General features: G+C 35.7%; 20 protein-coding genes. 18 read left to right on the top strand and 2 right to left on the bottom strand.

Going from position 1 to position 23,212, the window contains the following annotated elements; translation table 11 throughout:
* Position 1: 1 nt before the first annotated feature.
* From QWY78_RS12855 to QWY78_RS12770, 18 genes are all read left to right on the top strand, one after another.
* On the top strand, positions 2-1,126 hold the full coding sequence (locus QWY78_RS12855) for a flavin reductase family protein (protein ID WP_290220453.1): 1,125 nt from the start codon (positions 2-4) through the stop codon (positions 1,124-1,126).
* 67 nt (positions 1,127-1,193) lie between these two features.
* A complete protein-coding gene (locus QWY78_RS12850; RefSeq protein WP_290220550.1) occupies positions 1,194-1,751 on the top strand; it encodes a SanA/YdcF family protein in 558 nt (185 codons plus the stop codon).
* Between the two features lie 59 nt (positions 1,752-1,810).
* Positions 1,811-2,446, top strand: coding sequence for a uridine kinase (udk, locus tag QWY78_RS12845; protein ID WP_353960535.1), 636 nt, complete (start codon positions 1,811-1,813; stop codon positions 2,444-2,446).
* 1 nt (position 2,447) lies between these two features.
* The gene (locus QWY78_RS12840; RefSeq protein ID WP_290220449.1) at positions 2,448-2,795 is read left to right on the top strand and encodes an FtsB family cell division protein; all 348 of its coding nucleotides are present in this window, start codon (positions 2,448-2,450) and stop codon (positions 2,793-2,795) included.
* A 44-nt stretch (positions 2,796-2,839) separates the two neighbouring features.
* A complete protein-coding gene (locus QWY78_RS12835; RefSeq protein ID WP_290220448.1) occupies positions 2,840-4,006 on the top strand; it encodes a methylmalonyl-CoA mutase family protein in 1,167 nt (388 codons plus the stop codon).
* Positions 4,007-4,115: 109 nt separating this feature from the next.
* A complete protein-coding gene (locus QWY78_RS12830) occupies positions 4,116-5,264 on the top strand; it encodes a class I SAM-dependent methyltransferase (RefSeq protein ID WP_290220446.1) in 1,149 nt (382 codons plus the stop codon).
* Positions 5,265-5,354: 90 nt separating this feature from the next.
* Positions 5,355-5,651, top strand: coding sequence for a hypothetical protein (locus QWY78_RS12825; RefSeq protein WP_290220444.1), 297 nt, complete (start codon positions 5,355-5,357; stop codon positions 5,649-5,651).
* A 97-nt stretch (positions 5,652-5,748) separates the two neighbouring features.
* Positions 5,749-7,128, top strand: a complete 1,380-nt coding sequence (locus tag QWY78_RS12820) for a dipeptidase (RefSeq protein ID WP_290220442.1) — start codon at positions 5,749-5,751, stop codon at positions 7,126-7,128.
* Between the two features lie 154 nt (positions 7,129-7,282).
* The gene (locus QWY78_RS12815) at positions 7,283-7,987 is read left to right on the top strand and encodes an SDR family oxidoreductase (protein ID WP_290220441.1); all 705 of its coding nucleotides are present in this window, start codon (positions 7,283-7,285) and stop codon (positions 7,985-7,987) included.
* Between the two features lie 94 nt (positions 7,988-8,081).
* Positions 8,082-8,828, top strand: coding sequence for an electron transfer flavoprotein subunit beta/FixA family protein (locus QWY78_RS12810; RefSeq protein WP_290220439.1), 747 nt, complete (start codon positions 8,082-8,084; stop codon positions 8,826-8,828).
* Positions 8,829-8,877: 49 nt separating this feature from the next.
* Complete coding sequence (locus QWY78_RS12805) at positions 8,878-9,831, top strand: electron transfer flavoprotein subunit alpha/FixB family protein (protein WP_290220437.1); 954 nt, start codon at positions 8,878-8,880, stop codon at positions 9,829-9,831.
* A gap of 140 nt (positions 9,832-9,971) precedes the next feature.
* Positions 9,972-10,568: a bifunctional nuclease family protein gene (locus QWY78_RS12800; RefSeq protein WP_290220435.1), complete on the top strand. Its 597-nt coding sequence runs from the start codon at positions 9,972-9,974 to the stop codon at positions 10,566-10,568.
* A 17-nt stretch (positions 10,569-10,585) separates the two neighbouring features.
* Complete coding sequence (locus QWY78_RS12795; RefSeq protein ID WP_290220433.1) at positions 10,586-11,845, top strand: nucleoside permease; 1,260 nt, start codon at positions 10,586-10,588, stop codon at positions 11,843-11,845.
* 84 nt (positions 11,846-11,929) lie between these two features.
* Positions 11,930-13,108: an acetyl-CoA C-acyltransferase gene (locus QWY78_RS12790; RefSeq protein ID WP_290220432.1), complete on the top strand. Its 1,179-nt coding sequence runs from the start codon at positions 11,930-11,932 to the stop codon at positions 13,106-13,108.
* A gap of 102 nt (positions 13,109-13,210) precedes the next feature.
* Positions 13,211-14,698, top strand: a complete 1,488-nt coding sequence (locus QWY78_RS12785; RefSeq protein WP_290220431.1) for an MFS transporter — start codon at positions 13,211-13,213, stop codon at positions 14,696-14,698.
* 107 nt (positions 14,699-14,805) lie between these two features.
* Positions 14,806-15,732 carry a mevalonate kinase family protein gene (locus QWY78_RS12780; RefSeq protein WP_290220429.1) on the top strand — a complete coding sequence of 309 codons (927 nt, stop codon included), beginning with the start codon at positions 14,806-14,808 and terminating at the stop codon, positions 15,730-15,732.
* Between the two features lie 70 nt (positions 15,733-15,802).
* Positions 15,803-16,699: a UbiA family prenyltransferase gene (locus tag QWY78_RS12775; RefSeq protein WP_290220548.1), complete on the top strand. Its 897-nt coding sequence runs from the start codon at positions 15,803-15,805 to the stop codon at positions 16,697-16,699.
* Positions 16,700-16,853: 154 nt separating this feature from the next.
* Complete coding sequence (locus tag QWY78_RS12770; protein WP_290220427.1) at positions 16,854-17,945, top strand: pseudouridine synthase; 1,092 nt, start codon at positions 16,854-16,856, stop codon at positions 17,943-17,945.
* A gap of 90 nt (positions 17,946-18,035) precedes the next feature.
* Here the strand turns inward: QWY78_RS12770 and QWY78_RS12765 are convergent, their stop codons facing one another.
* Entirely contained in the window at positions 18,036-20,237 is a 2,202-nt protein-coding gene (locus QWY78_RS12765) for a TonB-dependent receptor (protein WP_290220426.1), read from the bottom strand.
* Between the two features lie 70 nt (positions 20,238-20,307).
* Positions 20,308-23,127 (bottom strand): T9SS type A sorting domain-containing protein, encoded by a 2,820-nt coding sequence (locus QWY78_RS12760; protein WP_290220424.1) that lies wholly within the window; start codon positions 23,125-23,127, stop codon positions 20,308-20,310.
* Positions 23,128-23,212: the final 85 nt, after the last annotated feature.

The raw sequence follows: 23,212 nt of genomic DNA, 5'->3' as shown, positions 1-23,212 counted from the left end.
TATGGAAAATCTTTTACCTAAAGCCAGACAAATAGAATTTCACCCGCTAAAATTAGCGAAAAAGCAAGAACTGACCAAAAGTACTTACGCACTCGAATTCGAAATCCCGAAAAAACTTGCAATCCAATATCAATTTGAAGCTGGCCAATACGTTACTTTACAATTACAAATCGAAAATCGCATTGTTGAAAAAGACTTTTCAATGACCTCGGCACCTCACGAAAAAACCATTGCTTTAGGCATCAAAATTAATAATCAAGAGAGTTTCGCGCACAAGCTCTTTGGCGAGATTAAAGTTGGTGATGAAATTCAGGTTTCTGAACCCAGAGGACGATTTACCTTGATTTCTAAGCCACATGAATTTCGAACAATTGTTGGGTTTGCGGGTGGAATTGGCATCACTCCGGTTTTAAGTCATTTTAAAAATATTTTATACACCGAACCTAGAACCAGACTTTTTCTTTTTTACGGAATTAAAAATAAGAAACATATCGCCTTTAAAAAAGAACTTGATGAATTGGTTAAAAAACATGCTGAACGATTAGAAATTCATTACTTTTATTCCCAGGAAAAAATAGGCAATGGCTTATTTGAAGGGAGGTTAAACGAAAAAAAGGTGGCCTTAATCATCAATCAATTATTGTTGTTGGATGATACTGATGAAGAAAGCACCATCTGGGATGCCGTAGATGAAGTGTTGATTTGTGGCAAAGGAGAGATGATAAAATCAATTGCGAATGCTTGTTATAAGCACGGAATTCCCAAGAAAAATATTCATTTTGAGTTATTTGAGGAATTTAATGAAGATATTTATCCCATTGAAAAAGAATTTCCACTCATTGAAAATATTTCGGTTGATTTTAAACTTTTTGATAAGTCCTATTCCACAACGTTGGAAAACAACAAAATGCGTTTGCTCCAACAATTATTAATACAAAAATTCCCTGTACCTTACTCTTGTAAATCTGGGATTTGCGGTAGTTGCGAATGTGTTTTGGAGGAAGGCGACGTTGAATTGTTAGAAAACGAATATTTAACAGAGACAGAAGAAGCATCCGGAAAAATACTCGCCTGCATGTCGGTCGTTCTTACTAAAAATATTAAAGTTAATTTTGATTTAATATAACGTTTTGAAAAAAATATTAGATCTTTTAAAATCATTTTTTAATCTCATCGAAATTGGGATTCTACTTATGATTTTGGCTAATATTTGGGTTTTTGCGGTGACAAATGGAAAAACCTACACCAAGATTTCTAAAATTCCACCCCGAGAAACTGCACTGGTTTTGGGCACTTCTCCGAAAATGAAATCAGGCGCATCAAATCCGTATTTCACTGCCAGAATGGATGCCGCGGCACTCCTTTATCATCATGGAAAAATTAAAAAAATTATAGTAAGTGGCGAAAAAAGCAAAGGTTATGACGAACCCGCAGCCATGAAAAATTATCTTATCTATCAGGAAGGCGTACCGGAAAATATCATCATTGAAGATCCGAAAGGATATAAAACACAGGCCAGCATTAAAAACTGTCTTGATGTCTATCATCAAAAAGACGTGATCATTGTATCCCAAGGTTTTCATAATTTGCGAGCACTGTTCTACGCCAGAAATAGTGGGATGAATGCACTGGGCTTTGATGCACAGGATGTTCTATCCAATAATAGTTATTACAGAAACCAGTCGAGGGAGTTTTTAGCCAGGGTGGTGGCGGTGGTTTATTATATTTTAAATATCGAGCGAAAAGCTTAATTACATCGTTCGAAGAATTTCAGTACAGTTTTATTCTGAAATTTAGGACAAAATCTTATATTTGTAAAAACAAAACTATGCTCGTAATCGGAATTGCAGGAGGTACCGGATCAGGAAAAACAACTGTAGTCAATAAAATTCTTCAGCAACTCAATACAGAAGGGGTCAACGTTCTTTCACAAGATAATTACTACCATGATAATCCGAATCTCACGTTACAGGAAAGAGAAGTTCTGAATTATGACCATCCCAAATCCATCGATTTTGAGCTGTTGATTAAACACGTAAAAGCTTTGAAAAATGGTGAGACCATTGAGCAACCCTTGTATTCTTTTGTGACGCATTCCAGAACGGGCGATCATGTTTCGGTGGAACCTAGAAATGTTTTGATTGTAGAAGGAATTTTAGTTTTGACCAATAAAGAACTTTTAAAAGAATATGATTTAAAAGTATTTGTACATGCCGATTCAGACGAAAGGTTGATCAGAAGAATCCGTCGTGATACCCAAGAGCGGGGTCGTGATTTACAAGAAGTTCTGCATCGTTATCAAACCACCTTGAAGCCGATGCACCAGGAGTTTATCGAACCCTCAAAAAATGAAGCAGATTTAATTGTACCGAATATGAAACAAAATACCGTAGCTATTGATTTTCTTTCGACCGTTATTAATAATACGCTGAAAAAACCACAGTAAAATGGAAGACCTCATTAAAGAAATTAAACCGAAATCTACGAAGTATAAATTTTTACAAAAATATTTTGTGAATAAATATTTCGTAACCATTTTTCTTTTTTTGGTATGGATGGTTTTCTTTGACAGTACCTCTTTCCTCGTTATTAATGAATTAAATGGTGAAGTCAATAAATATGAAAATCAACTCGCCTATTATCAAACCGAATACGAGAAAAATGATCAGTTCTACAAGAAATTAATGAATAATAAAGACGAAAAAGAAAAATTTGCTCGTGAAAATTACTTCATGAAAAAACCGAATGAGGAGATTTTTATTTTGGTGGTTGATAGCGCTAAAGCAGTGAAGTAATATTTTTTTCAGTTAAAAGCCATCAATTGGCGATAATATCAATTATGTTTAAAAAAAAATCACTTCAAGATTGGGAAGCTGCGGTTCAGAAACAAATGAAAACAGAAAATATCTATGAGATTTTATCTAAAGAAAATTTGGAAGGAATTGTAGTGAAACCTTATTACGATTCTGTTTTCAAACCGTTGAGCAATCTTCCTAAGGTAGAGGAATCTACGCATCTTGTTGCTCTTTATCATGAAAGTGCAGAAGAAAATGTCTTTGTATTTCTATTGAATAATAATGTGGAAGATTTGCAGGAGAAAGTACTTTTTGTTAACGATAAGGATTTAGCCGAACATATTTCGATCGATGAAAATAATCGATATTTTTCTTTAATTGATATTTTTACTGAAGATAAAACTGGTGAACTCAATCAACAGTTAGCAAAAGAATTATTAGCTAAAAACTTTGAAAGAAATCTTTGCGTTGATATTTCTTTGCATCAAAATTCCGGAGCGAACATCGTTCAGCAATTAGCAATTGCTCTGGCAAAAACAAAAGAACTGACCGAGGTATTTGGAGCCGAAATTTTAAATAAGATTGTTTTTAAGATTGCTGTTGGCGGAAATTATTTCTTTGAAATTGCGAAAATTCGAGCCTTAAAATTGATCCTTAACCAATTTTCAAAAGAATTTAATTTAGACGAAGTTCCCTATATTTTTGCGGAAACCACTTTACGAAATAAATCAAAAAATGATGCTGAAAATAATTTAATTCGGTCAACTTTAGAAATTTCTGCCGCCATGATTGGTGGAGCAGATGCCGTTTTTAGCAATGATTATAAAATAGAAAATTCTAATTCCGTATCCGAAGAAATTTCCTTTAAACAGCAAATCGTTTTAGCGTACGAAAGTATCATTAATGTTTTTGATGATGCGGGAAATGGCTCGTATTATGTGGAAGATCTTACGCAACAATTCGCTGTTAAATCCTGGAAATTATTTGTAGAGATGGAAGAAGGCGGTGGCTATGTTGAACTTTTGAAATCTGGTTGGATTCAACAAAAAATTTACGACCAAGCCATCAAAGAACAAAATTGGGTCGAAGAAGTAAAAATAAAAATCATCGGCGTGAATCTCTATCCGAAATTAGAGAAAACTAAGTCTACCGAAGATCTGTATTCCTCAAACGAAATTAAAGCAGTTCGGTTGGCTGAAATGTTTGAATAGTTTTTTGCCACGAATGCACGAATTTTGCTTTTTTCTTCTTTAATGAAAAAGTATTTAAATCTCTTCAAAAAAACTTTTGTGACTTTTGTGGTTTTAAAAAAAAAATACAGTGAAAAATATCCTTAATAAAAAAGTTCAACAATACATCAATGCAAATCTAACAACGGATTTGCATTCTTTGTTGTTGAAAAAATCTCCTTTCTTAGACGTGTCGATGCAGGAAATTGTGCAGCAAATTAAAGGCAAGAATGTTGCCCAAAAAAAGTTTCCTTTTCTGTTGAAAGACGACATTGTTTTTCCTCCTCATCTGAATCTAGAACAGGCTTCATCGCAAGCAACAGCAGAATTTAAAGCTCAAAGTTTAATGGGAAAAAAAATTATCGATTTAACCTGTGGTTTTGGAATTGATGCCTATTTTTTAAGTCAGAATTTCACCGAAGTTACTTTGGTAGAACAGAATGCAGACTTATTAAAAACCGTAGAACATAACTGGAATATTTTAAATAAAGAAGCGAAATTCATTAATGAAAATTTAGAGAATTTTTTAGAAAAGAATAAAGAAAAGTTTGATTTAATATATCTAGATCCAGCACGACGAGATGAAAATAAAAACAAAAAATTTCTGCTGGAAGATTTATCACCAAACTTGTTAGAAATACAAGATCATTTGCGAAATATTTCTGATCACATTATTATTAAACTTTCCCCATTAATCGATATTTCTTATTTGATTTCAGTGGTAAAGAATTGTGTGCAAATTCAAATTATTGCGGTAAGAAATGAAGTGAAGGAATTGTTGGTTAGCATTAATTCCGAAACAGAAAAAGGCCAAACTTCAATTAGTTGCATCAATCTGGAAAGTAATGAAACGATTTTTTCTTTTAATTATTTAGAAGAAAAAGCTGTTGTTTCAGAGTATTCAGAACCGCTACAATATTTGTATATTCCGAATAATGCAGTTTTAAAATCGGGTGGTTTTCATTCGATTTCTAAACAATTTAATCTGAAGAAATTACATCCAAATTCGCATTTTTATACCTCAGATAAGCTTGTCGAAAGATTTCCGGGAAGAGTTTTAAACATAGAAAACATCGAATCTAAGCAAATTAAGAAAGGAGAAAAGTATAATGTCATTTCAAAAAACTACCCTTTAACACCCGATGAGATTAAAAAAAAATATAAAATTTCCGATGGTGGAAAAGCGTATTTAATTTTTACCCAAACACAAAAAAATAAAATTATTTTAAGAAGTGTTTAGATTTTAACGAAAGTCTTGTGGAAAGTATTATTATTTCTTACTTTTGGAGCATAAAAAAAAATAAAGATTCTTAATCATCATAAAGTAGATATGAAAAAAATTATTTTAGCAGTAGCAATCGCAGGTTTGGCAATCAGTTGTCAGAAAATTCAGGCAGGTTCAAACAAGGGAGTTTTGAAAATGGAGCCTGGTGTAGAACACTATACCGATGATGTAATGAGCGATGAAGCAACCGCTGCATTTCAGGCTGCTGAGGCAAAAAAAGCCTCCGAAATGATGTCAACTGACAGTGCGAATAGCAGTAATCAACCAGCGACCGCAGTACAAAAAGACAGTACCCAAGAAGTGAAAGCTCCAGCAGCTGCACCTACTACCGAAACGAAATAGAACTATTTTAGTTATTATCATCTAAATGTCTTGCTTTGGCGAGACATTTTTTTTATTTTTACCAAGTTCGATATTTAATAATTTCAATTAAAATAAAATGAAAGAAACCTTAAATTACATTCAAGAAAACAAACAGCGTTATGTTGATGAACTTTTTGAATTGTTAAAAATTGCTTCGATCAGTGCAGATCCTGCCTATAAAGATGAAGTTTTAAAATGTGCTGATGAAGTGGCAAAATTTCTTAGGGACGCCGGCGCTGATGATGTTGAAGTTTGCGAAACCAAAGGATACCCAATTGTTTTTGGTCAAAAATTTTTAGATAAAAGTTTACCAACTGTTTTGGTCTATGGTCATTACGATGTACAACCGCCAGATCCATTAGAATTATGGACAAAACCACCTTTCGAACCGTATATTGAGAAAACTGAAATTCACCCCGAAGGTGCAATTTTCGCCCGTGGTTCTGCTGATGATAAGGGCCAGTTTTTCATGCACATCAAAGCTTTTGAAGCGATGATGAAAACCAATACTTTGCCTTGTAACGTTAAGTTTATTTTTGAAGGCGAAGAAGAAGTTGGGTCAAAAAGTTTGGAAGCTTTCGTAAATGAAAACAAAGAAAAATTATCTTGTGATGTTATTTTAATATCAGATACTCATATTTATTCGAACGAACAACCAACGGTAACAACCGGATTAAGAGGTTTGAGTTACGTAGAAGTCGAAGTAGAAGGACCAAACCGTGATTTACATTCTGGCTTGTATGGCGGTGCAGTTCCAAATCCTATTCATGTACTTTCTAGAATGATCGCCAATTTAATTGATGAAAATGGACATATTACCATCGATGGTTTTTACGATAATGTAGAAACGGTTTCTGATGCTGAAAGAGCCGATATGAATAAATTGAAAGACGACCTGGAACATTTTAAAAAATCAATCGGTTTGAATGGAGTAGAAGGGGAAAAAGGGTATACCACTTTAGAAAGAACCTCTATTCGTCCGACTTTAGATTGCAACGGAATTTGGGGCGGTTATATTGGTGAAGGTGCGAAAACCGTAATTCCGTCCAAAGCATTTGCGAAGATCTCGATGCGTTTAGTTCCTTATCAAACCCCAAATGAAATTACAGAAAAGTTCACCAAATATTTTGAAAAAATTGCTCCTGCAAATGTGAAGGTAAAAGTAAATCCACATCACGGTGGGATGCCTTATGTTTTGCCAAGCGATACCAAAGAATTCCGAGCTGCGAAAACTGCCATGGAAACTGCTTTTGGCAAAGAAGTGCTTCCGTACAGAAGTGGAGGGAGTATTCCGATTACCGCCATGTTTGAAGAAGTTTTGAAGGCAAAATCAGTATTGATGGGATTTGGTTTAGATTCAGATGCAATTCACTCACCGAATGAACATTACGGCTTGTTTAATTTTTATAAAGGAATTGAAAGTATTCCGTTGTTTTTCGAAAATTATACCAAATAATTATCAAAGCACCTTTTTAAAGGTGCTTTTTTATCGCTCTTAAATTATTATTTTTAGGTTGATTGATTTTTAAAATCGAGCTCTTGTCTTTTTTAAATCAAAGAAATTATCCCAAGTCACAGACTTTTTTTAACTTTAAAGCAAATAATTAATAATGAAAAATAAAGTTGCTTATATAACTGGCGGAACCAAAGGTATTGGTTTGGGAATCGCAGAAGTACTCCATAAACATGGGATTACCGTTGCCATTTCTGGGCGAGATCAAAACGATGCGGTGCAAGTTGCAAAGCAATTGTCAACCCAGGAAACCCCTGTTTTCGGTATTGGTTCCGATGTTAAAAATTTTGAAGATGAGAAAAATGCAATCGCTAAAATCATCAAAAAATTCGGAAAAATTGATTACGTAATTGCCAATGCGGGTCTAGGCGTTTTCAAACCAGTGGATGAACTGGCAATTGAAGAATGGTCCTCGATGATCGATACCAATCTTACCGGAATTTTCCATACGCTGAAAGCCTCTGTGGAAGAATTAAAAAAATCAGAAGGTTACTTCATCACGATTTCGAGCTTGGCTGGAACTAATTTTTTTGAAAATGGTTCGGGTTACAACGCTTCAAAATTCGGAGCTGTTGGTTTCACACAAGCCGCCATGTTGGATTTAAGAAAGTATAATATTAAAGTTTCTACCATCATGCCGGGCTCGGTTTCTACGTATTTTAATGGTAATCTGCCCTCTGAAAAAGATGCCTGGAAAATACAACCGGAAGATATCGGTCAGTTGATCGTTGATATTTTTAACATGAATCCTCGCACTTTACCAAGTAAAATAGAGATTAGACCTTTAAAACCAAAGGGTTAAATTATGTATTAAATATAAAATTTTTAATAATACTATGCATGCATAGTAAATAATTATTTATCTTAGCAAAAATTAAAACAATAAATATTAGCACATGAAAATATTAGTTTGTATCAGTAGTGTACCAGATACTACCTCCAAAATTAATTTTACGGCAGACAAATCTGCGTTTGATAAAAATGGAATTCAGTGGGTAATCAACCCTTTAGACGAATTTGGATTAACCAAAGCAATTAAATTACAGGAATCTGCCGGCGCAACGGTAACAGTAATTAATGTTGGTGATGCTTCCACAGAACCTGTTATTAGAAAATCATTGGCGATTGGTGCTAACGATGCGATTAGAATTAATGTTGAACCAAAAGACAGCTTTTCCGTAGCTAAAGAAATTGCAAACATCGCGCAAAGTGGTGGTTATGATTTAATTCTTTGCGGTAAAGAATCCATTGATTATAATGGTGGAGCGGTACCAGGAATGGTTGCCCAGTTGTTAAATCAACCTTTTGTTAATGCGTGTGTTGGCTTAGAAGTCAACGGTGCCGAAGCAACTGCTGTGCGCGAAATCGAAGGTGGTAAAGAAACCATTTCGGTAAAACTTCCAGCAGTTATTGCAGGTCAGAAAGGAATGGTGGATGAGAAGGATTTAATCATCCCGAATATGCGTGGTATTATGTCTGCCAGAACAAAACCTTTGACCGTTAATGAGCCAATTAATAACGAAGTAAAAGTAGATGCAGTATCTTTTGATGCTGTACCGGCTAGAGCGGCAGTGAAAATGGTGGCTCCAGACAATCTTGATGAATTGGTAAGATTACTTCACGAAGAAGCGAAAGTAATTTAAGTTGCAATCTGATTTATAATTCATAATTTAAAATTTAAAATTAATTAAAATGGCAATATTCGTATATGCAGAAAATATAAACGGAATCTATAAAAAAGCAGCATTTGAGGCAGTTTCTTATGCCAAATCAATCGCTGATAAAAATGGCGATACCGTGACCGCTATATCCGTTAATCCGACAGATTCTTCAGATTTATTGTATAAATATGGTGCAAACCAAGTCCTTAATATTAAAGATGAAGGACTGAAAAATTTTAGTGCAAAAGCTTACGCACAGGCAGTGAACGAAGTGTCTAATGGCACTGGCGGTGTTATCATATTCCCTCATACCACAGATGCTTCTTCAATCGCACCTATGTTGGCGATTATGAAAGGTTTTTCCTTAATTACCAACGCAATTGAAACTCCAGAAAGCATCTCTCCTTTTCAAGTGAAAAGAAGAGCGTTCTCTGGTAAAGGAATGATGCACGCAAAAGCTGAAGCCGCAGGAGTAATTGTAACCGTTTCTCAAAACGCTTTTGGTGTTAAAGAAAATGCAGTGGCCGGTGCAGAAGAAGTGAAAAACCTATCAGTAGCAAACGAAGATACCAAAGTAATTTCTCACGAGCAAAGCTCTGGCAAACTTGATTTGAAAGAAGCTGAAATCGTAGTTTCCGCTGGTCGTGGAATGAAAGGTCCGGAAAATTGGGGAATGATCGAAGATTTAGCAAACCTTTTGGGCGCGGCAACAGCTTGTTCAAAACCTGTTTCTGATATTGGCTGGAGGCCTCACTCTGAACATGTTGGTCAAACCGGGAAAGCAATTTCGCCCAACTTATATATTGCCGTAGGTATTTCTGGCGCGATTCAGCATTTGGCCGGAGTGAATTCTTCTAAAACAATTGTGGTAATCAATAGCGATCCAGAAGCTCCTTTCTTCAAATCTGCAGATTATGGAGTGGTTGGTGATGCTTTTCAAATTATTCCAGAATTAACTCAGAAAATAAAAGCCTTAAAAGGATAAAATCTTTTTTTGAATCTAAACGCAAAGTCCGGAATTTATTTCGGACTTTTTTTGTAAATTTCTCATGATTTTTGTTTCATTTTATTACAAAAAAGATGGTACAAAAGCCGTAATGAGAAAATTTCATTTATATTTGTCATATGGATTATAAAAAATTAACCATTCGCGGAATTTCCTATAGCCAAACACAATCTGGTGCTTATGCACTGCTGTTGGAACATGAAGAAACCAATATCAAACTGCCAGTCGTCATCGGTAATTTCGAAGCGCAATCGATTTCTTTGGGTTTAGAGAAAGATATTCATCCACCGCGCCCACTTACCCATGATTTATTTTCAAAATTCGTCGTAGCTACGCATTTTGAAATTACATCGGTCATTATTTATCAAATTATTGATGGCGTATTTTTCTCCAATATTAACTTCAAAAACAAAACGACCGACGAAGAACTAATTCTGGATGCCCGAACTTCAGATGCTGTTGCCATGGCCGTTCGTTTTGATGCACCCATTTATACCACGCAACAGGTTTTAAATGAGGCCGGAATCTTATTAGAGCTCGATGTTCCCTCAAAAGACGCAGAAACCCAGGAAGATCTTATCGCTGAAGGAAATTTATCAAGTCTTACCAATGAAGATTTATCCAAACTATTGGAAGATGCGGTGAAAGATGAAGATTTCGATGCTGCCTTAGAAATACAGGAAGAAATTAAACGCAGAAAAAAGAAAATCGACTAAAATTTTAATAAAGAATTATGAATTTAAAATTACGACTTACCATACTGTCATTCCTTCAATTTTTTGTTTGGGGAGCTTGGTTAATTACCATTGGAGTTTACTGGTTCGGCACCAAACATTGGAGTGGTGAAGAATTCGGAAAAGTATTCGCAACGCTAGGAATCGCTTCCATCATCATGCCTGCCCTTACTGGTATTATCGCTGACCGATGGATGAATGCAGAAAAACTTTTTGGTATTTTGCATATACTCTATGGAATTACTTTATTCTTTTTGCCTTCAATTTCTACCCCGCAAAATTTCTTTTGGATCATGCTCATCGCAATGATGTTCTATATGCCAACAATTTCTTTATCAAACTCCATTGCGTATTATATTCTGAAAAATAATAATTACGATGTTGTTAAAGTCTTCCCGCCGATTAGGGTCTGGGGAACAATAGGATTTATTGCGGCCATGTGGATTACCAATCTTACGGGGAATAAAGATTCTGGAAATCAGTTTTATATCGCGGCTACTTTCGCAATAATTCTCGGAGTTTATGCCTTTACATTGCCGAAATGTCCGCCACAAAATCTCATTTCCGAAAATGCGACGTGGTCAGAAAAATTAGGATTTAATGCTTTTTCACTATTCAAAGATTATAAAATGGCATTGTTCTTTTTGTTCTCTATGTTTCTAGGAGCTGCTTTACAACTAACAAATATGTATGGTGATACTTTCCTTTCAGACTTCGGTAAAATCCCCGAATATGCAGATAGTTTCGTGGTGAAAAGGTCGACTTTAATTATGTCGATCTCCCAAATTTCAGAAACGTTGTTTATTTTGGCCATTCCTTTCTTTCTAAAGAAATACGGAATTAAAAACGTGATGCTGCTCTCGATGTTTGCTTGGGTCTTGCGTTTTGCATTTTTCGCTTACGGCGGTCCGCAAGGTGCTGGATTAGGGTTAATTATTCTTTCATGTGTAGTTTATGGGATGGCTTTTGACTTCTTTAACATTTCAGGATCATTATTTGTTGAAACGACAACCGATTATAAAATTCGGTCTTCTGCCCAAGGGTTATTTATGATGATGACCAATGGGGTAGGTGCAATTATTGGTAGTTTAGCGAGTGGTTGGATGATTCAAAAATATTTTACGCTTGAAAATGGTGATAAAATGTGGCATGAAATATGGCTGAGTTTTGCAGCTTATGCGCTGATTATTACGATATTATTTGCATTTATGTTTAAGCACAAACACGATCCAGAAGTAGTCGCCGATTTAACACATTAATTTTATTCATAGCAAAACGCACTTTTATAAAGTGTGTTTTTTTTTGTAATTTGGCCTACTTAAAATAAATATAAATTCTACATAATGAAAGAAGTATTCATCGTATCAGCAGTAAGAACTCCCATGGGAAGTTTTTTAGGAAGTTTAGCTGCAGTTCCAGCCACAAAATTAGGTTCAACTGCAATAAAAGGTGCATTAGACAAAATAAATTTGGATCCAAAACACGTTCAGGAAGTGTATATGGGAAATGTGTTGCAAGCAGGCGAGGGACAAGCTCCCGCACGTCAGGCAGCCATAGGCGCGGGTTTATCAAATGAAACCACCGCCACCACTATTAATAAAGTGTGTGCCTCCGGGATGAAAGCAGTAATGATGGCAGCGCAATCAATCAAAGCAGGGGATCAGGACGTGATTGTGGCTGGTGGAATGGAGAATATGTCTTCAGTTCCACATTATTTTAACGCCAGAAACGCAACCAAATTAGGCGACGTAAAAATGCAGGACGGAATGGTGCTCGATGGTTTAACCGATGTTTACGGAAAAGTTCACATGGGCGTTTGTGCAGAAAAATGTGCCGCTGAATATGGTTTGACCAGAGAAGATCAGGATAATTTTGCCATTGAATCTTACAAGCGTTCGGCAAAAGCCTGGAGCGAAGGTAAATTCAAAGAGGAAGTTGTTTCCGTTGAAATTCCACAAAGAAAGGGAGATCCGATTATTTTTTCAGAAGATGAAGAATACAAAGCAGTAAACTTCGACAGAATCGGAACATTGGCAACCGTTTTCCAGAAAGAAAATGGAACGGTGACTGCCGCGAATGCTTCAACTTTAAACGATGGAGCTTCTGCTTTGGTGTTGATATCGAAAGAAAAAATGGAGGCTTTAGGGTTGAAACCTTTAGCAAAAATCGTTGCTTATGCCGATGCAGCTCATGAGCCAGAATGGTTTACAACAGCACCTTCCAAAGCATTACCAATCGCTTTGAAGAAAGCCAATTTAGAAATTTCAGACATTGATTTTTTTGAATTTAATGAAGCCTTTTCTGTGGTAGGTTTGGCAAATAATAAAATTTTAGGATTGGATAGTTCCAAAGTAAATGTGAATGGTGGTGCGGTTTCTTTAGGACACCCACTTGGTAGTTCGGGCTCTAGAATTATCGTTTCTTTAATTAATATCTTAAAGCAAAACAACGGTAAATATGGTGCAGCAGCCATTTGCAACGGTGGCGGTGGTGCTTCGGCAATTATTATCGAAAATCTATAAAATATTTAAAAGCCTTTAAATCAATCCATTAAGAATAACTACTGATTTTTTCATTAGATTCTTAATGGTTTTGTTATTTTTGTTCCATTAATTACTTAGAATATGTCGGAAAACGAATCTCTATCTACTCCAAATATCAAGAATAATCCAAAGATTATGAAAGCCTGGGCTTTGTATGATTGGGCGAATTCCGTTTATTCCCTCGTCATCACATCGACCATTTTTCCGATCTATTATTCGATTCTTACCACGGCGTCAGAAAAAACCGAATTTGTAAAAGAAACCGGCCAGTACATCAAGGTGCCAGTTCGGCATATGATTACAGTCTTTGGTAAAGAATATCAACCCGATGCAATCTATGGATATTCACTCACGATTTCATTTTTAATCGTGGTTTTAATCTCCCCGTTTTTATCTTCATTAGCCGATACCATTGGAAATAAGAAATCGTTTTTGCAATTCTTCTGTTACTTAGGAGCGACCTCTTGTATGGGTTTGGCAATGTTTACCGGCATGCAGAACGTATTTTTAGGTTTGCTATTCAGTATAACAGCGAGTGTAGGATTCTGGGGAAGTTTGGTTTTTTATAATTCATTCTTACCAGATATTGCAACGCCCGATAAACAAGATGCGCTCTCTGCAAAAGGTTATGTTTATGGTTATTTGGGCTCTGTTGTTTTGGTGATTATCTGCTTGGTTTTAATTCAGGTTTTTGCGAAAGATGCTGAGCAGGCAAAAATGTATACCCGAATTTCCTTCTTGCTTACTGGGGCTTGGTGGTTTGGCTTTGCGCAGTATACGTTCAAGCATTTACCGCAGTTTGGAAATATTAAAGAATCTTTACCAAAGGATTTGGTACTGTTGAATTATAAAAATATTTTCAAGAAACATGAGGAGCAGGGCGGTGTTTGGGAAGTGTTGAAAGACAATGTGCATTTTTATATCGATATTGCAAAACAAAGTTTCCGCGAATTATTTAAAGTAGGTAAAGTCTTATTTAAAGACCGTAATTTAAAATTCTTTTTATCGAGTTTTTTCTTTTACAGTGTGGGAATGCAAACGATTTTCTTAATGGCAACGCTTTTTGGTAAAAGCGAAATCAATCTGGAACAGGATAAACTGATCATGACCCTACTTTTGATTCAAATCGAAGCCATCATCGGGGCGGTTCTTTTCTCCAGATTATCACGGAAAATAGGGAATAAAAATGTGATTTCCATTGCCATTATTTTGTGGATTGTCGCCTGTTTATCGGCCTATTTTCTCAATAAAGAAAACCCGAATGTAGAATATCAATTCTATGTAATTGCAGGAATCATCGGCTTGGTTATGGGTGGTTTACAGGCAATGTCCCGTTCTACTTATTCCAAATTATTGCCAGAAAACAGCATGGATAATACCACGTTTTTTAGTTTTTACGATGTGTTGGAAAAAATAGCGATCATCATCGGAACCTTCATTTTTGCCACCATGATAGAGAAGTATCACAATATGAGATATTCCGCGTTATCAATGTCGGCGTTTTTCTTTGTAGGCTTGGTTTTGATTCGTTTCTTAAAATTGAAAGTATATAAAAGTAAAGATGCTTAAGTAATCATGGCTAACTTGCTTTTTGGCGTAGAAATTGTTAAGTTATCAATGATTTTTAATTAAAAAGTGTTAAATTTGCAATTGAAAATCAATGGTTTAAATTATAAATGACAAATCCACTATTTTACGCAAAAATCCTATTGTTCGGCGAATACGGTATTATCGAAGATTCGCAAGGACTTACTTTGCCTTATAGTTTTTACAAAGGAACCTTGAAATTCTCAGCTTTAGAAAGTGATTTTGAAAAAGAATCGAATAATTCTCTGTTGAAATATTCCGACTATTTAAAAAATTTACAACTTCCTGAAAGTTTCCGACTCAATATTTCTAAGTTTAAAAAAGACATTAAAAAAGGTTTATTCTTCGACTCTAATATTCCGCAAGGATATGGTGTTGGTAGTTCTGGAGCTTTGGTAGCGGCTATTTTTGAAAAATATTCCTTAAATAGTTATGAGCCAGAACAAGTCTCAAAAGATGAACTTATGAATCTTCGCACAATTTTCGGGCAAATGGAAAGTTATTTTCATGGAAAAAGTTCCGGCATTGATCCACTGATCTGTTATATGAATCTTCCCATCCTCATCGAAAGCAAAGAAAGTGTGGACAAAGTTTCAATTCCAGCCAGCCACGAAGGTAAAGGCGCAATTTTCTTGATCGATTCTGGGATGACTGGAGAAACCGGACCGATGGTTCAGATCTTTTTTGAAAAAATGAAAACAGAAGGATTCCGTAAGACGATGAAAGAAGAATTTATTCGTTATAACAACGCTTGTATCGATGCTTTTTTGAAAAAAGAAATGACTCCTTTATTTAGAAATCTAAAAAGTCTATCGGTCTGGGCGTACGAACATTTCAAACCCATGATTCCTGAAAGTATTTACAAGGTTTGGAAAAAAGGTTTAGATACCAATGCTTATTACCTAAAACTCTGCGGAAGCGGAGGCGGTGGTTATATCCTTGGATTTACCAAAGATTATTCGAAAGCAGAAAAAATGCTTGAAGGCTTCCATAAAGAAGTTATTTATAGGTTCTAAGTCGTTTTTTAAAGTCTGAAACCACCCATCGAAATTTATTTTAATTCAGCAGTTTGTGACTTTACGCTCTATGAAAAATCCTTTGTTTTATCGGTTTTCACAGTTTATTGCCTTCTTAATGGGCGCTCGGGTATTCGTTACATTATTACTTACTTTTGCTTTATACGTTTCTACTTTTTTTCTTTTTAATCAAGAAGAAAGTTTAAGAAATTTTGTTTTCGATTTTAAAGTTCACGGGATTATTTTTTGTTCTATTTTAAGTATTCTGGCTGGTGGAATCATCAATCAGTTTTATGATCGCGAAAAAGATCAGCTCACCAAACCGTTTCGTACACGAGTTCAGAATTTCCTTAAACAAAAGTATTTTCTATACGCTTATATTTTTTTGAACGTGTTCTCTCTTGGTATAGCGGGGTTGATATCGATGCGGGTGTTCTTTTTCTTTTTGGCCTATCAATTTTTAATGTGGTTTTACAGTCATAAATTAAGTAAATTATTGATAATTAATAATTTAACTTTTGTTAGTTTATCACTTTATCCCTTTTTTGGAATGTTGTTTTACTATAAAACATTCTCTCTTCAGATTTTTTTAATGTCTTTTTTTATTTTCTTAATGCTTTTGATTATTGACGTAATCAAAGATACCTTAACGAAAAATGCAGACAAGGTTTTTGGATACGATACCATTCCAAATTATTTTAGTTCAACAGCTTCCCGCACGGTAATTGTGATTTTATTAATCCTGGCACAGATCTCTTCTGGTTTAATTATTTTGAAAATGGGTCTCACAAGTATTATGAGTTATTATTTTGCCGCAAGTATTTTTATTCAAATTATATCGGTGTTTTTAGTACTCAATAAAACCAAATATTCTAAGTTTGCCAATTTGAATATGCTTAGAATCTGGATTTTTATCGGCATCATTTCGATGTTGGCAAATGGTATTCAACAGCATTATTATTTCTAGCAAATAGATTTTTATGTAAATCGCCACAAAGCAGATATTCAAATTTCGAATATTAATTTTTGTTAAGATTGACCATTTTATCACTCATCTTAAGGCAAAGCCACATTTAAACAAATAAAAAATAGCTTATCTTTGCAGATAAATTTTTCAGAACATGAGCAGAGACAGTAATGGTAACAAGAAGCCACGCATAAGCAAAATTTCTAATTCAGGAAGTTCCCCAAAGCCACGGGCAACGAAATCTGCTCGTCCACGTGATGAAAAATCAGAGGAAAAAAAGGCAGCAAAAGAACCGAAAGCTCCAAGAGAACCGAGACTAATGTCTCAGGCAGAAGCCAAATCTTACGAGAAAACTTTCGACAAACCAGCTTCCCGGAAAATGGGAAAAAGAATTGGTAAATCTTTTGATAAAAGCCCAACCAAATCGGGGGTGAAAAAACCCTACAAAAAACCTTTTGTACCGGTTGATGAAGCTGCAAAAACCCGATCTTTTGTACAAAAAAGAAGGTTTGATAAGCTCGCCAAAGAAACACCAAAAGAATCAATCCGTTTGAATAAATACATCGCGAACTCCGGAATTTGTTCGCGTAGAGAAGCTGATGAATTAATTACCCAAGGCTTGGTAGAAGTAAACGGGAAACCTGTTACAGAAATGGGTTACCAAGTTCAGAAAACCGATCGAGTGGTTTTCGATGGACAAGGAATTACGCCAGAGAAACCCGTATACGTCTTGCTGAATAAACCCAAAGGATATATTTCTACTACGAAAGATGACAAAGCCAGAAAAACAGTTTTGGATCTTGTCGCAAATGCCTCACCATACCGATTATTTCCAGTTGGAAGATTAGACCGCTCAACTACAGGCGTAATTCTCTTGACCAATGATGGGCACATGACGAAAAAACTAACGCACCCATCTTTTACTATGAAAAAAATCTATCATGTAACATTAGATCGCAAATTAGACCGAGCCGATTTAAACATGATCCAAGAGGGGATTCGCTTGGAAGAAGGGATTGCTGAAGTCGACAGTATTTCTTATATCGAAGGAAAACCAAAAAATGAAATCGGAATTGAACTCAGTATTGGTTGGAATAGGGTAGTGCGCCGTATTTTCCAAAAATTAGGATATGAGGTAGAGTTACTTGATCGGGTCTTGTTCGCAGGTTTAACCAAGAAAAATATCAAACGTGGACACTGGAGAATCCTTACCGATTTGGAAGTGAATACCTTGAAAATGATTTAATTTCCCCTTAAGCGTACCTTAAAGAAATTTACAAATAAAAAACCCTTTTTGCTTTGATGCAGAAAGGGTTTTTAGGTAGGTTAAAATTGTTTAAAAATTATATTTTACATTAAAGCCGGTGAAAAAATAGGCTTTATTTGGGCCAGGATTTACATCGGTGAAAACAGTGGGATCTAAATATTGATTGTCCTTGTCGCTATCATTAATACTGTTGCCGTAAAATAGGAAAGTATAATTTATTTGATTGGTTAGATTATTTCCAGCCAGGAAAACATCAACATCTACTTTATTAAAACGCTGTTTATAGCCAAGTTTTGAGTTCAATAAACCAAAACTTTTTACCTCATTTTTATTGGCAAAATCGGTATACACACTTCCCATATAATTATAAGTATTTTGCCAGTAGATACCGGTTTTCGTGTCGAAATCTACGCCTATGGATAATTTGTTTTTCGGAACACCCACCACATTTTTATCATCATAATTCATGATGGCTGCCGGTTGACCAGCTTCCTGTAAATAGGTACTGAATTTTGAATATTTAAAATTATTATGGGTATAGCTTACAAAAGGCTGAATCTTGGATAGAAAAGAATCCTTCAGTCGGTAAACATAACCAACGCTCATTTCTAAACCTTTGTTTTCCTGATTTCCGGTATTTGCCCAATAGGAGTACGGTGTTTTTTCTGGATTATTAAGGGTGCCTCGCAATTGACTTAATTTATCTTTGATGCAAATGCTGAAAACCGAAAATTGGTAATCAATCGAAGTGTCTGCAAGCAAGCCCTGAATACTGAGATCCCACATTTTCGCTTTCTCGGCAATCAAATTGTTATTGGTTTGATTTAAACCTGATATAAAAGAAGTTGCAGATGTTGGCGCATTATATCCTTCGCTATAACTAAGGTTGAAAATTTGATCTTCCCATGTTTTTTGGAGTGCAAAATGAGGAGTTGCGACCAAATTGAATTTCTTTTCAAAGGAAAGATTTTTATTATAAAGGTCTTTTCCATTGACAACAAATAAACCTGGAAGCGCAAACAAATCATCTCTTGTATAGCTGATCTGATTTAAACTAATGCCGGCTAAAAACAGTAGATCCCAAGGTTTATAGGTTACTTTTTCGACCACAAAATAATTTGATTGGTTATTGAGATATTTAAAATAAGAACCTTCATAGATTGGTCTTAACACGGGAGCTTCCGTAATTGCAACATTTTTAAAACGGTAGTTAGAGATTAAAGAACGGGATTGTTGGATTTCTAATCCAAATTCTGTTTGACTTTTAAAACTAGCCCAATCTTTCGTAAAATTAAATACCGATCTAAATCCATAGTTAGGTGCTGAATAGGTTTCAGAGGCACCTGCTGCAATTCTATCGCTGGCAGTTCCGCTGTAAAATACGGTTGTACTGTTCTTAAAATTATTGTTAATGTCCCAGATATGGCCAACCCCAACCCGAGAAGTCACAAATTTTGTTTTTGCTCCTCTTCTAATGTAGGAAAAGTTTCCATTATCAATTCCGTTATAATAATCATCATAAGAAATCTGACCGGAAACCTGCTCAAGGGAATTTCCGTGTGAAGCCAAGATCGTAATTTTCTGATTTTTATTGACTTTAAATTCTCCATTAAGGGTATAAAAATTCTTAATGCTTTTTCCATGTGGTCGGTAACCATCACTACCAATATGGCTATAATCTGCGGTGATTGAATGATTCTCACCCGTATTTGTTAGTGAAGTTGAAGATTGAAACAATCCAAAAGATCCCGTTACAAATTGTTCATTCACCGAAGTTCCTTTTTTGGTTTCCGGTCTGATATACAAGCGAACCGCACCGCCCGAACCACCGCCATATAAAGTCGCGGCAGGACCTTTGATTACTTCGATATGATTGATGAGACCAAAATTAAGATCATCTAAAACAGTGACCCCATCAGCGCCCGTGAGCGGAATGTTATTGAGATACATTTTGATGCCCCAATTGTTGAATTTTTGATCGTTCCCATAACCGCGCAGAATAATTCTTTGGCCACCGAGTTGCGTTCTTTTTTCAACCTGTACTCCTGCCATCGTGTTGAGACTTTGCTCAATAAATGCGGGATTATTTCTGTTGATTTCATAGGCAGAAATAATTTCAGTGGACTGGGCATGTCTTTTAAATTCTTCCCGCTCTTTGGAGACTTTTACACGGGCATGAATTGCTACTTCTTCTATATTTTTTTCCTTCTCTTGCGCGCGAACTAAACTGATGGTTAGGAGTGAAATCGCAAGTATATAACGTTTTTTCATTAAAATTTTTAATTTTTAAACAGAAAAAGGTAAGGATTACCCTTACCTTTATTAGTAATTTAAAAGTGACTTATTTTCTGGAAACTACAGATGAATAAACCATTTTTCCATTTTGCATTGCTTTCAAGACATACATCCCTTTTGGCAAACTTTCAATATTAAATTCTTCGTCAGATTTTACATTTTTCTTGGCAAGTACCAATTTTCCCGAGGCATCAAATAATTCGATGTTCACTGTAGACCCGTTTTTAGAATTAAATTTAATATTTAATGGTCCTCTAGTAGGATTAGGGTAAACTTGGGTACTCAATAAATTATGTTGCGTATTTTGCGTTGATAAGCCACCAGAAACAATATTTGTAGTGAAAGCTCCTCTTCCGTAAGTTACCGCTAAAATGGTTTTATCTGATGGTCTGTAGTCAAAATGGTTAACTTTAAACTTACCTAAACCGTTTGAATATAACGCCCAAGTTGGATTGGTTGCCTGGAAATCTGCTGTTCCCCAAACCCCATAATAGGTTCCTAAAATAACTTCATTGTTATCTTCTGGATTCATGAAGATTGCTTTAACAGGAATATCTGGCAGGTTTCCTTCCTTTGAATTCCAAGTAAGTCCAGCATCTGTTGAATAAAAGACGCTTGTTTTGTTGAAATTTGAAACGGTAACCATCATTTCACTTTCAGAGGCTCCTAATTTAATATCAGAAATATTACCACCGAAATTATAGCTTAAAAGCGAAGGAACAGGCACGGTGTCTGTATTAGTTACTTTATACAATTTCCCAGATGTAAGTCCGATATATAAGGTCGTACTTGTTGTAGTATACGGTGAAACAAATAATCTTGAAATATTTTCACCGGCAGTAACGGTTGCAATGGTAAGTTGTGTTCTTACTGGTGCAAAAGGTAATTTTGCTAAACCATCAACTCGATTTAATTTAACGGTAGTGGTGTTATTTGCGTTTGCATTCGTGTAGGCAATATCCAAGTTTCTATCAACAACAAGAGGATTAATGAATTGTCCGGTGTTTTGTTGCGTCGAGTTACTTATTAGTGCGTAACGCCCTTGATCATTAAAGAGGTAATGGAAGTTATAAACGTAAGATGCAATTAAATATTTATCTTGATCATCGTAGGCGGTATAGGCTCCATCTCCACCATAAACTTCGCCACCATTATAAAATCCACTGGCTAAGGCTGCACCTGATAGTTGCTGGGTACCATTATCTTGGGCACCAAGAATCATTTCTTCATTTGCAAAAGTAGCGGTAGGATTAAGCGTACCGTGATAAAATTGGGTAATATTTAATTTTTTATTGCGAATACCAACGGCTGTAGAACTGGCAAGATTATTTTTGTCGGCTGCAAAAAACATTCCGCCATCATTAGCCATTATAAACTGATTAGGATTTTTAGGATTGAAGGCTAGCGCATGCTGATCGGCATGTACGCGTGAAATATTTGTGGATCCCATCACATTATTATTTGACCACTTTGTGTATTGAGTCCAGTTTGCACCACCATCGGTACTTTTATAAGAGTCAACACCACCCACATAAACATGCTCATCGTTGGTGGGATCTACTTCGATTACTAAATCATAAAAAGCTTGTCCTCTTGTAAAATCATTATCAGGTTGGCCGGTATCGATTGGGTTTGGCAAGGTAATTCCTGAAGCTGCCACATTGGTAGAAATCCACGTTGCACCACCATCAATTGTTTTTGCGATACGAACAGGTTCTGTACTGCTACTTACTCCTTGCATTAATGCATATGCTTTCAATGGATTGGTTTCAGAAACCTCCACCATTACTCTGGCGGCGGTATTTCCTACATCATAAACATTGGTAAAGTTTGCTCCGAAATCTGTTGATTTAAATATTTTCCCACCGGAGGTTGATCCGCCAAAACGACTTCCTCTGGTTGCTACCCAAATCGAATTATCTGCACCTACTTCAATATCTTGTATGTCATAGCCTCGGGTTGTAGTAGCCATTAAACTTGGGAGTAGGGTAAAGTTGACGCCATCGGTCGATTTATAAAGTCCTGCTTCATAGAGTCCTGCAAAGGTAGCAGCATCACCAAAGTATGATCCTGCAACACCAGCGTAAACTTCAGAAACTCCGTTGTTGTTTACAACTTTTATACTTGGAATATTGTGCATTCCTCTCTTCACATTTCCAGAATATCCACTTTCTATTGCGAAGATTTGCTGCCAAGTACTTCCGCCATCAAGGGTTTTCCAGATTCCAAGACCACTAAAGTCACCAGTTTCTACTTCACCTGTTCCTACATAGAAAATCTGCGAATTGTTAGGATCCACCGCGATGCAAGCAATGGTGGTGTTCGACCAAAATCCATCAACAAGAGTCCATTCCTGATTAGCATTGGTAATATCATTATTATACCACAATCCACCTGAAACTCCACCTGCCCAAACTTTCTTACCAGTTGGATCATTAGGATCAAACATAATGGCGCGTACCCGCCCACCAATTTCGTATGGACCGCGTTCTTTCCATTGGTTGGTAATTGCTTTTGCTTCACCACTTGTTTCTGAACCACTGAATATTTTTAAAGGTTTGGTCGGATTATATTTCCCAGCCTGAACTTCACTTTCAAGGTGTACATAATTTTGATTGTTCACGGTACCCGTTTCTGGATCCATGGTGGCAATGTAATCATGTAAATAATACTCATCTGGCGGTTTTTGATTATGCGCTTTGGCATACTCAATATTCTTTTGATAAGCTCCAATAATTTCTGTAATGTTCTTTAGATACTTTTTGTTAATTGTGGTATCCTCTTTCGTACTGCTTTCGCTTACTTGTGCATTCAGATAACCTGCTGCTACCGTAAGACCAAGTCCAAAGATAAATTTGAGATTCATAATTAGGTTTATTTAATTTGTTAACAAATATAAAATTATATTATTAAAAAAATAAAAATATTTAAAAATACTGGGAACTATTTAC

It is taken from the genome of Kaistella yonginensis, from assembly GCF_030409525.1.
In the GTDB taxonomy this organism is placed as follows: Bacteria; Bacteroidota; Bacteroidia; order Flavobacteriales; family Weeksellaceae; genus Kaistella; species Kaistella yonginensis.
The sequence above is the reverse complement of the archived record's forward strand: the minus strand, read 5'-3'. Positions and strand labels throughout refer to the sequence as shown.

Coding starts and splice junctions, on each gene's coding strand:
- QWY78_RS12775 (WP_290220548.1), top strand. CDS start 15,803: ATGAAAAATCCTTTGTTTTATCGGTTTTCACAGTTTATTGCCTTCTTA.
- QWY78_RS12760 (WP_290220424.1), bottom strand. CDS start 23,127: ATGAATCTCAAATTTATCTTTGGACTTGGTCTTACGGTAGCAGCAGGT.
- QWY78_RS12810 (WP_290220439.1), top strand. CDS start 8,082: ATGAAAATATTAGTTTGTATCAGTAGTGTACCAGATACTACCTCCAAA.
- QWY78_RS12765 (WP_290220426.1), bottom strand. CDS start 20,237: ATGAAAAAACGTTATATACTTGCGATTTCACTCCTAACCATCAGTTTA.
- QWY78_RS12800 (WP_290220435.1), top strand. CDS start 9,972: ATGGATTATAAAAAATTAACCATTCGCGGAATTTCCTATAGCCAAACA.
- QWY78_RS12780 (WP_290220429.1), top strand. CDS start 14,806: ATGACAAATCCACTATTTTACGCAAAAATCCTATTGTTCGGCGAATAC.
- QWY78_RS12790 (WP_290220432.1), top strand. CDS start 11,930: ATGAAAGAAGTATTCATCGTATCAGCAGTAAGAACTCCCATGGGAAGT.
- QWY78_RS12825 (WP_290220444.1), top strand. CDS start 5,355: ATGAAAAAAATTATTTTAGCAGTAGCAATCGCAGGTTTGGCAATCAGT.
- QWY78_RS12805 (WP_290220437.1), top strand. CDS start 8,878: ATGGCAATATTCGTATATGCAGAAAATATAAACGGAATCTATAAAAAA.
- QWY78_RS12795 (WP_290220433.1), top strand. CDS start 10,586: ATGAATTTAAAATTACGACTTACCATACTGTCATTCCTTCAATTTTTT.
- QWY78_RS12820 (WP_290220442.1), top strand. CDS start 5,749: ATGAAAGAAACCTTAAATTACATTCAAGAAAACAAACAGCGTTATGTT.
- QWY78_RS12785 (WP_290220431.1), top strand. CDS start 13,211: ATGTCGGAAAACGAATCTCTATCTACTCCAAATATCAAGAATAATCCA.
- QWY78_RS12770 (WP_290220427.1), top strand. CDS start 16,854: ATGAGCAGAGACAGTAATGGTAACAAGAAGCCACGCATAAGCAAAATT.
- QWY78_RS12815 (WP_290220441.1), top strand. CDS start 7,283: ATGAAAAATAAAGTTGCTTATATAACTGGCGGAACCAAAGGTATTGGT.
- QWY78_RS12855 (WP_290220453.1), top strand. CDS start 2: ATGGAAAATCTTTTACCTAAAGCCAGACAAATAGAATTTCACCCGCTA.
- QWY78_RS12840 (WP_290220449.1), top strand. CDS start 2,448: ATGGAAGACCTCATTAAAGAAATTAAACCGAAATCTACGAAGTATAAA.
- QWY78_RS12835 (WP_290220448.1), top strand. CDS start 2,840: ATGTTTAAAAAAAAATCACTTCAAGATTGGGAAGCTGCGGTTCAGAAA.
- QWY78_RS12850 (WP_290220550.1), top strand. CDS start 1,194: ATGATTTTGGCTAATATTTGGGTTTTTGCGGTGACAAATGGAAAAACC.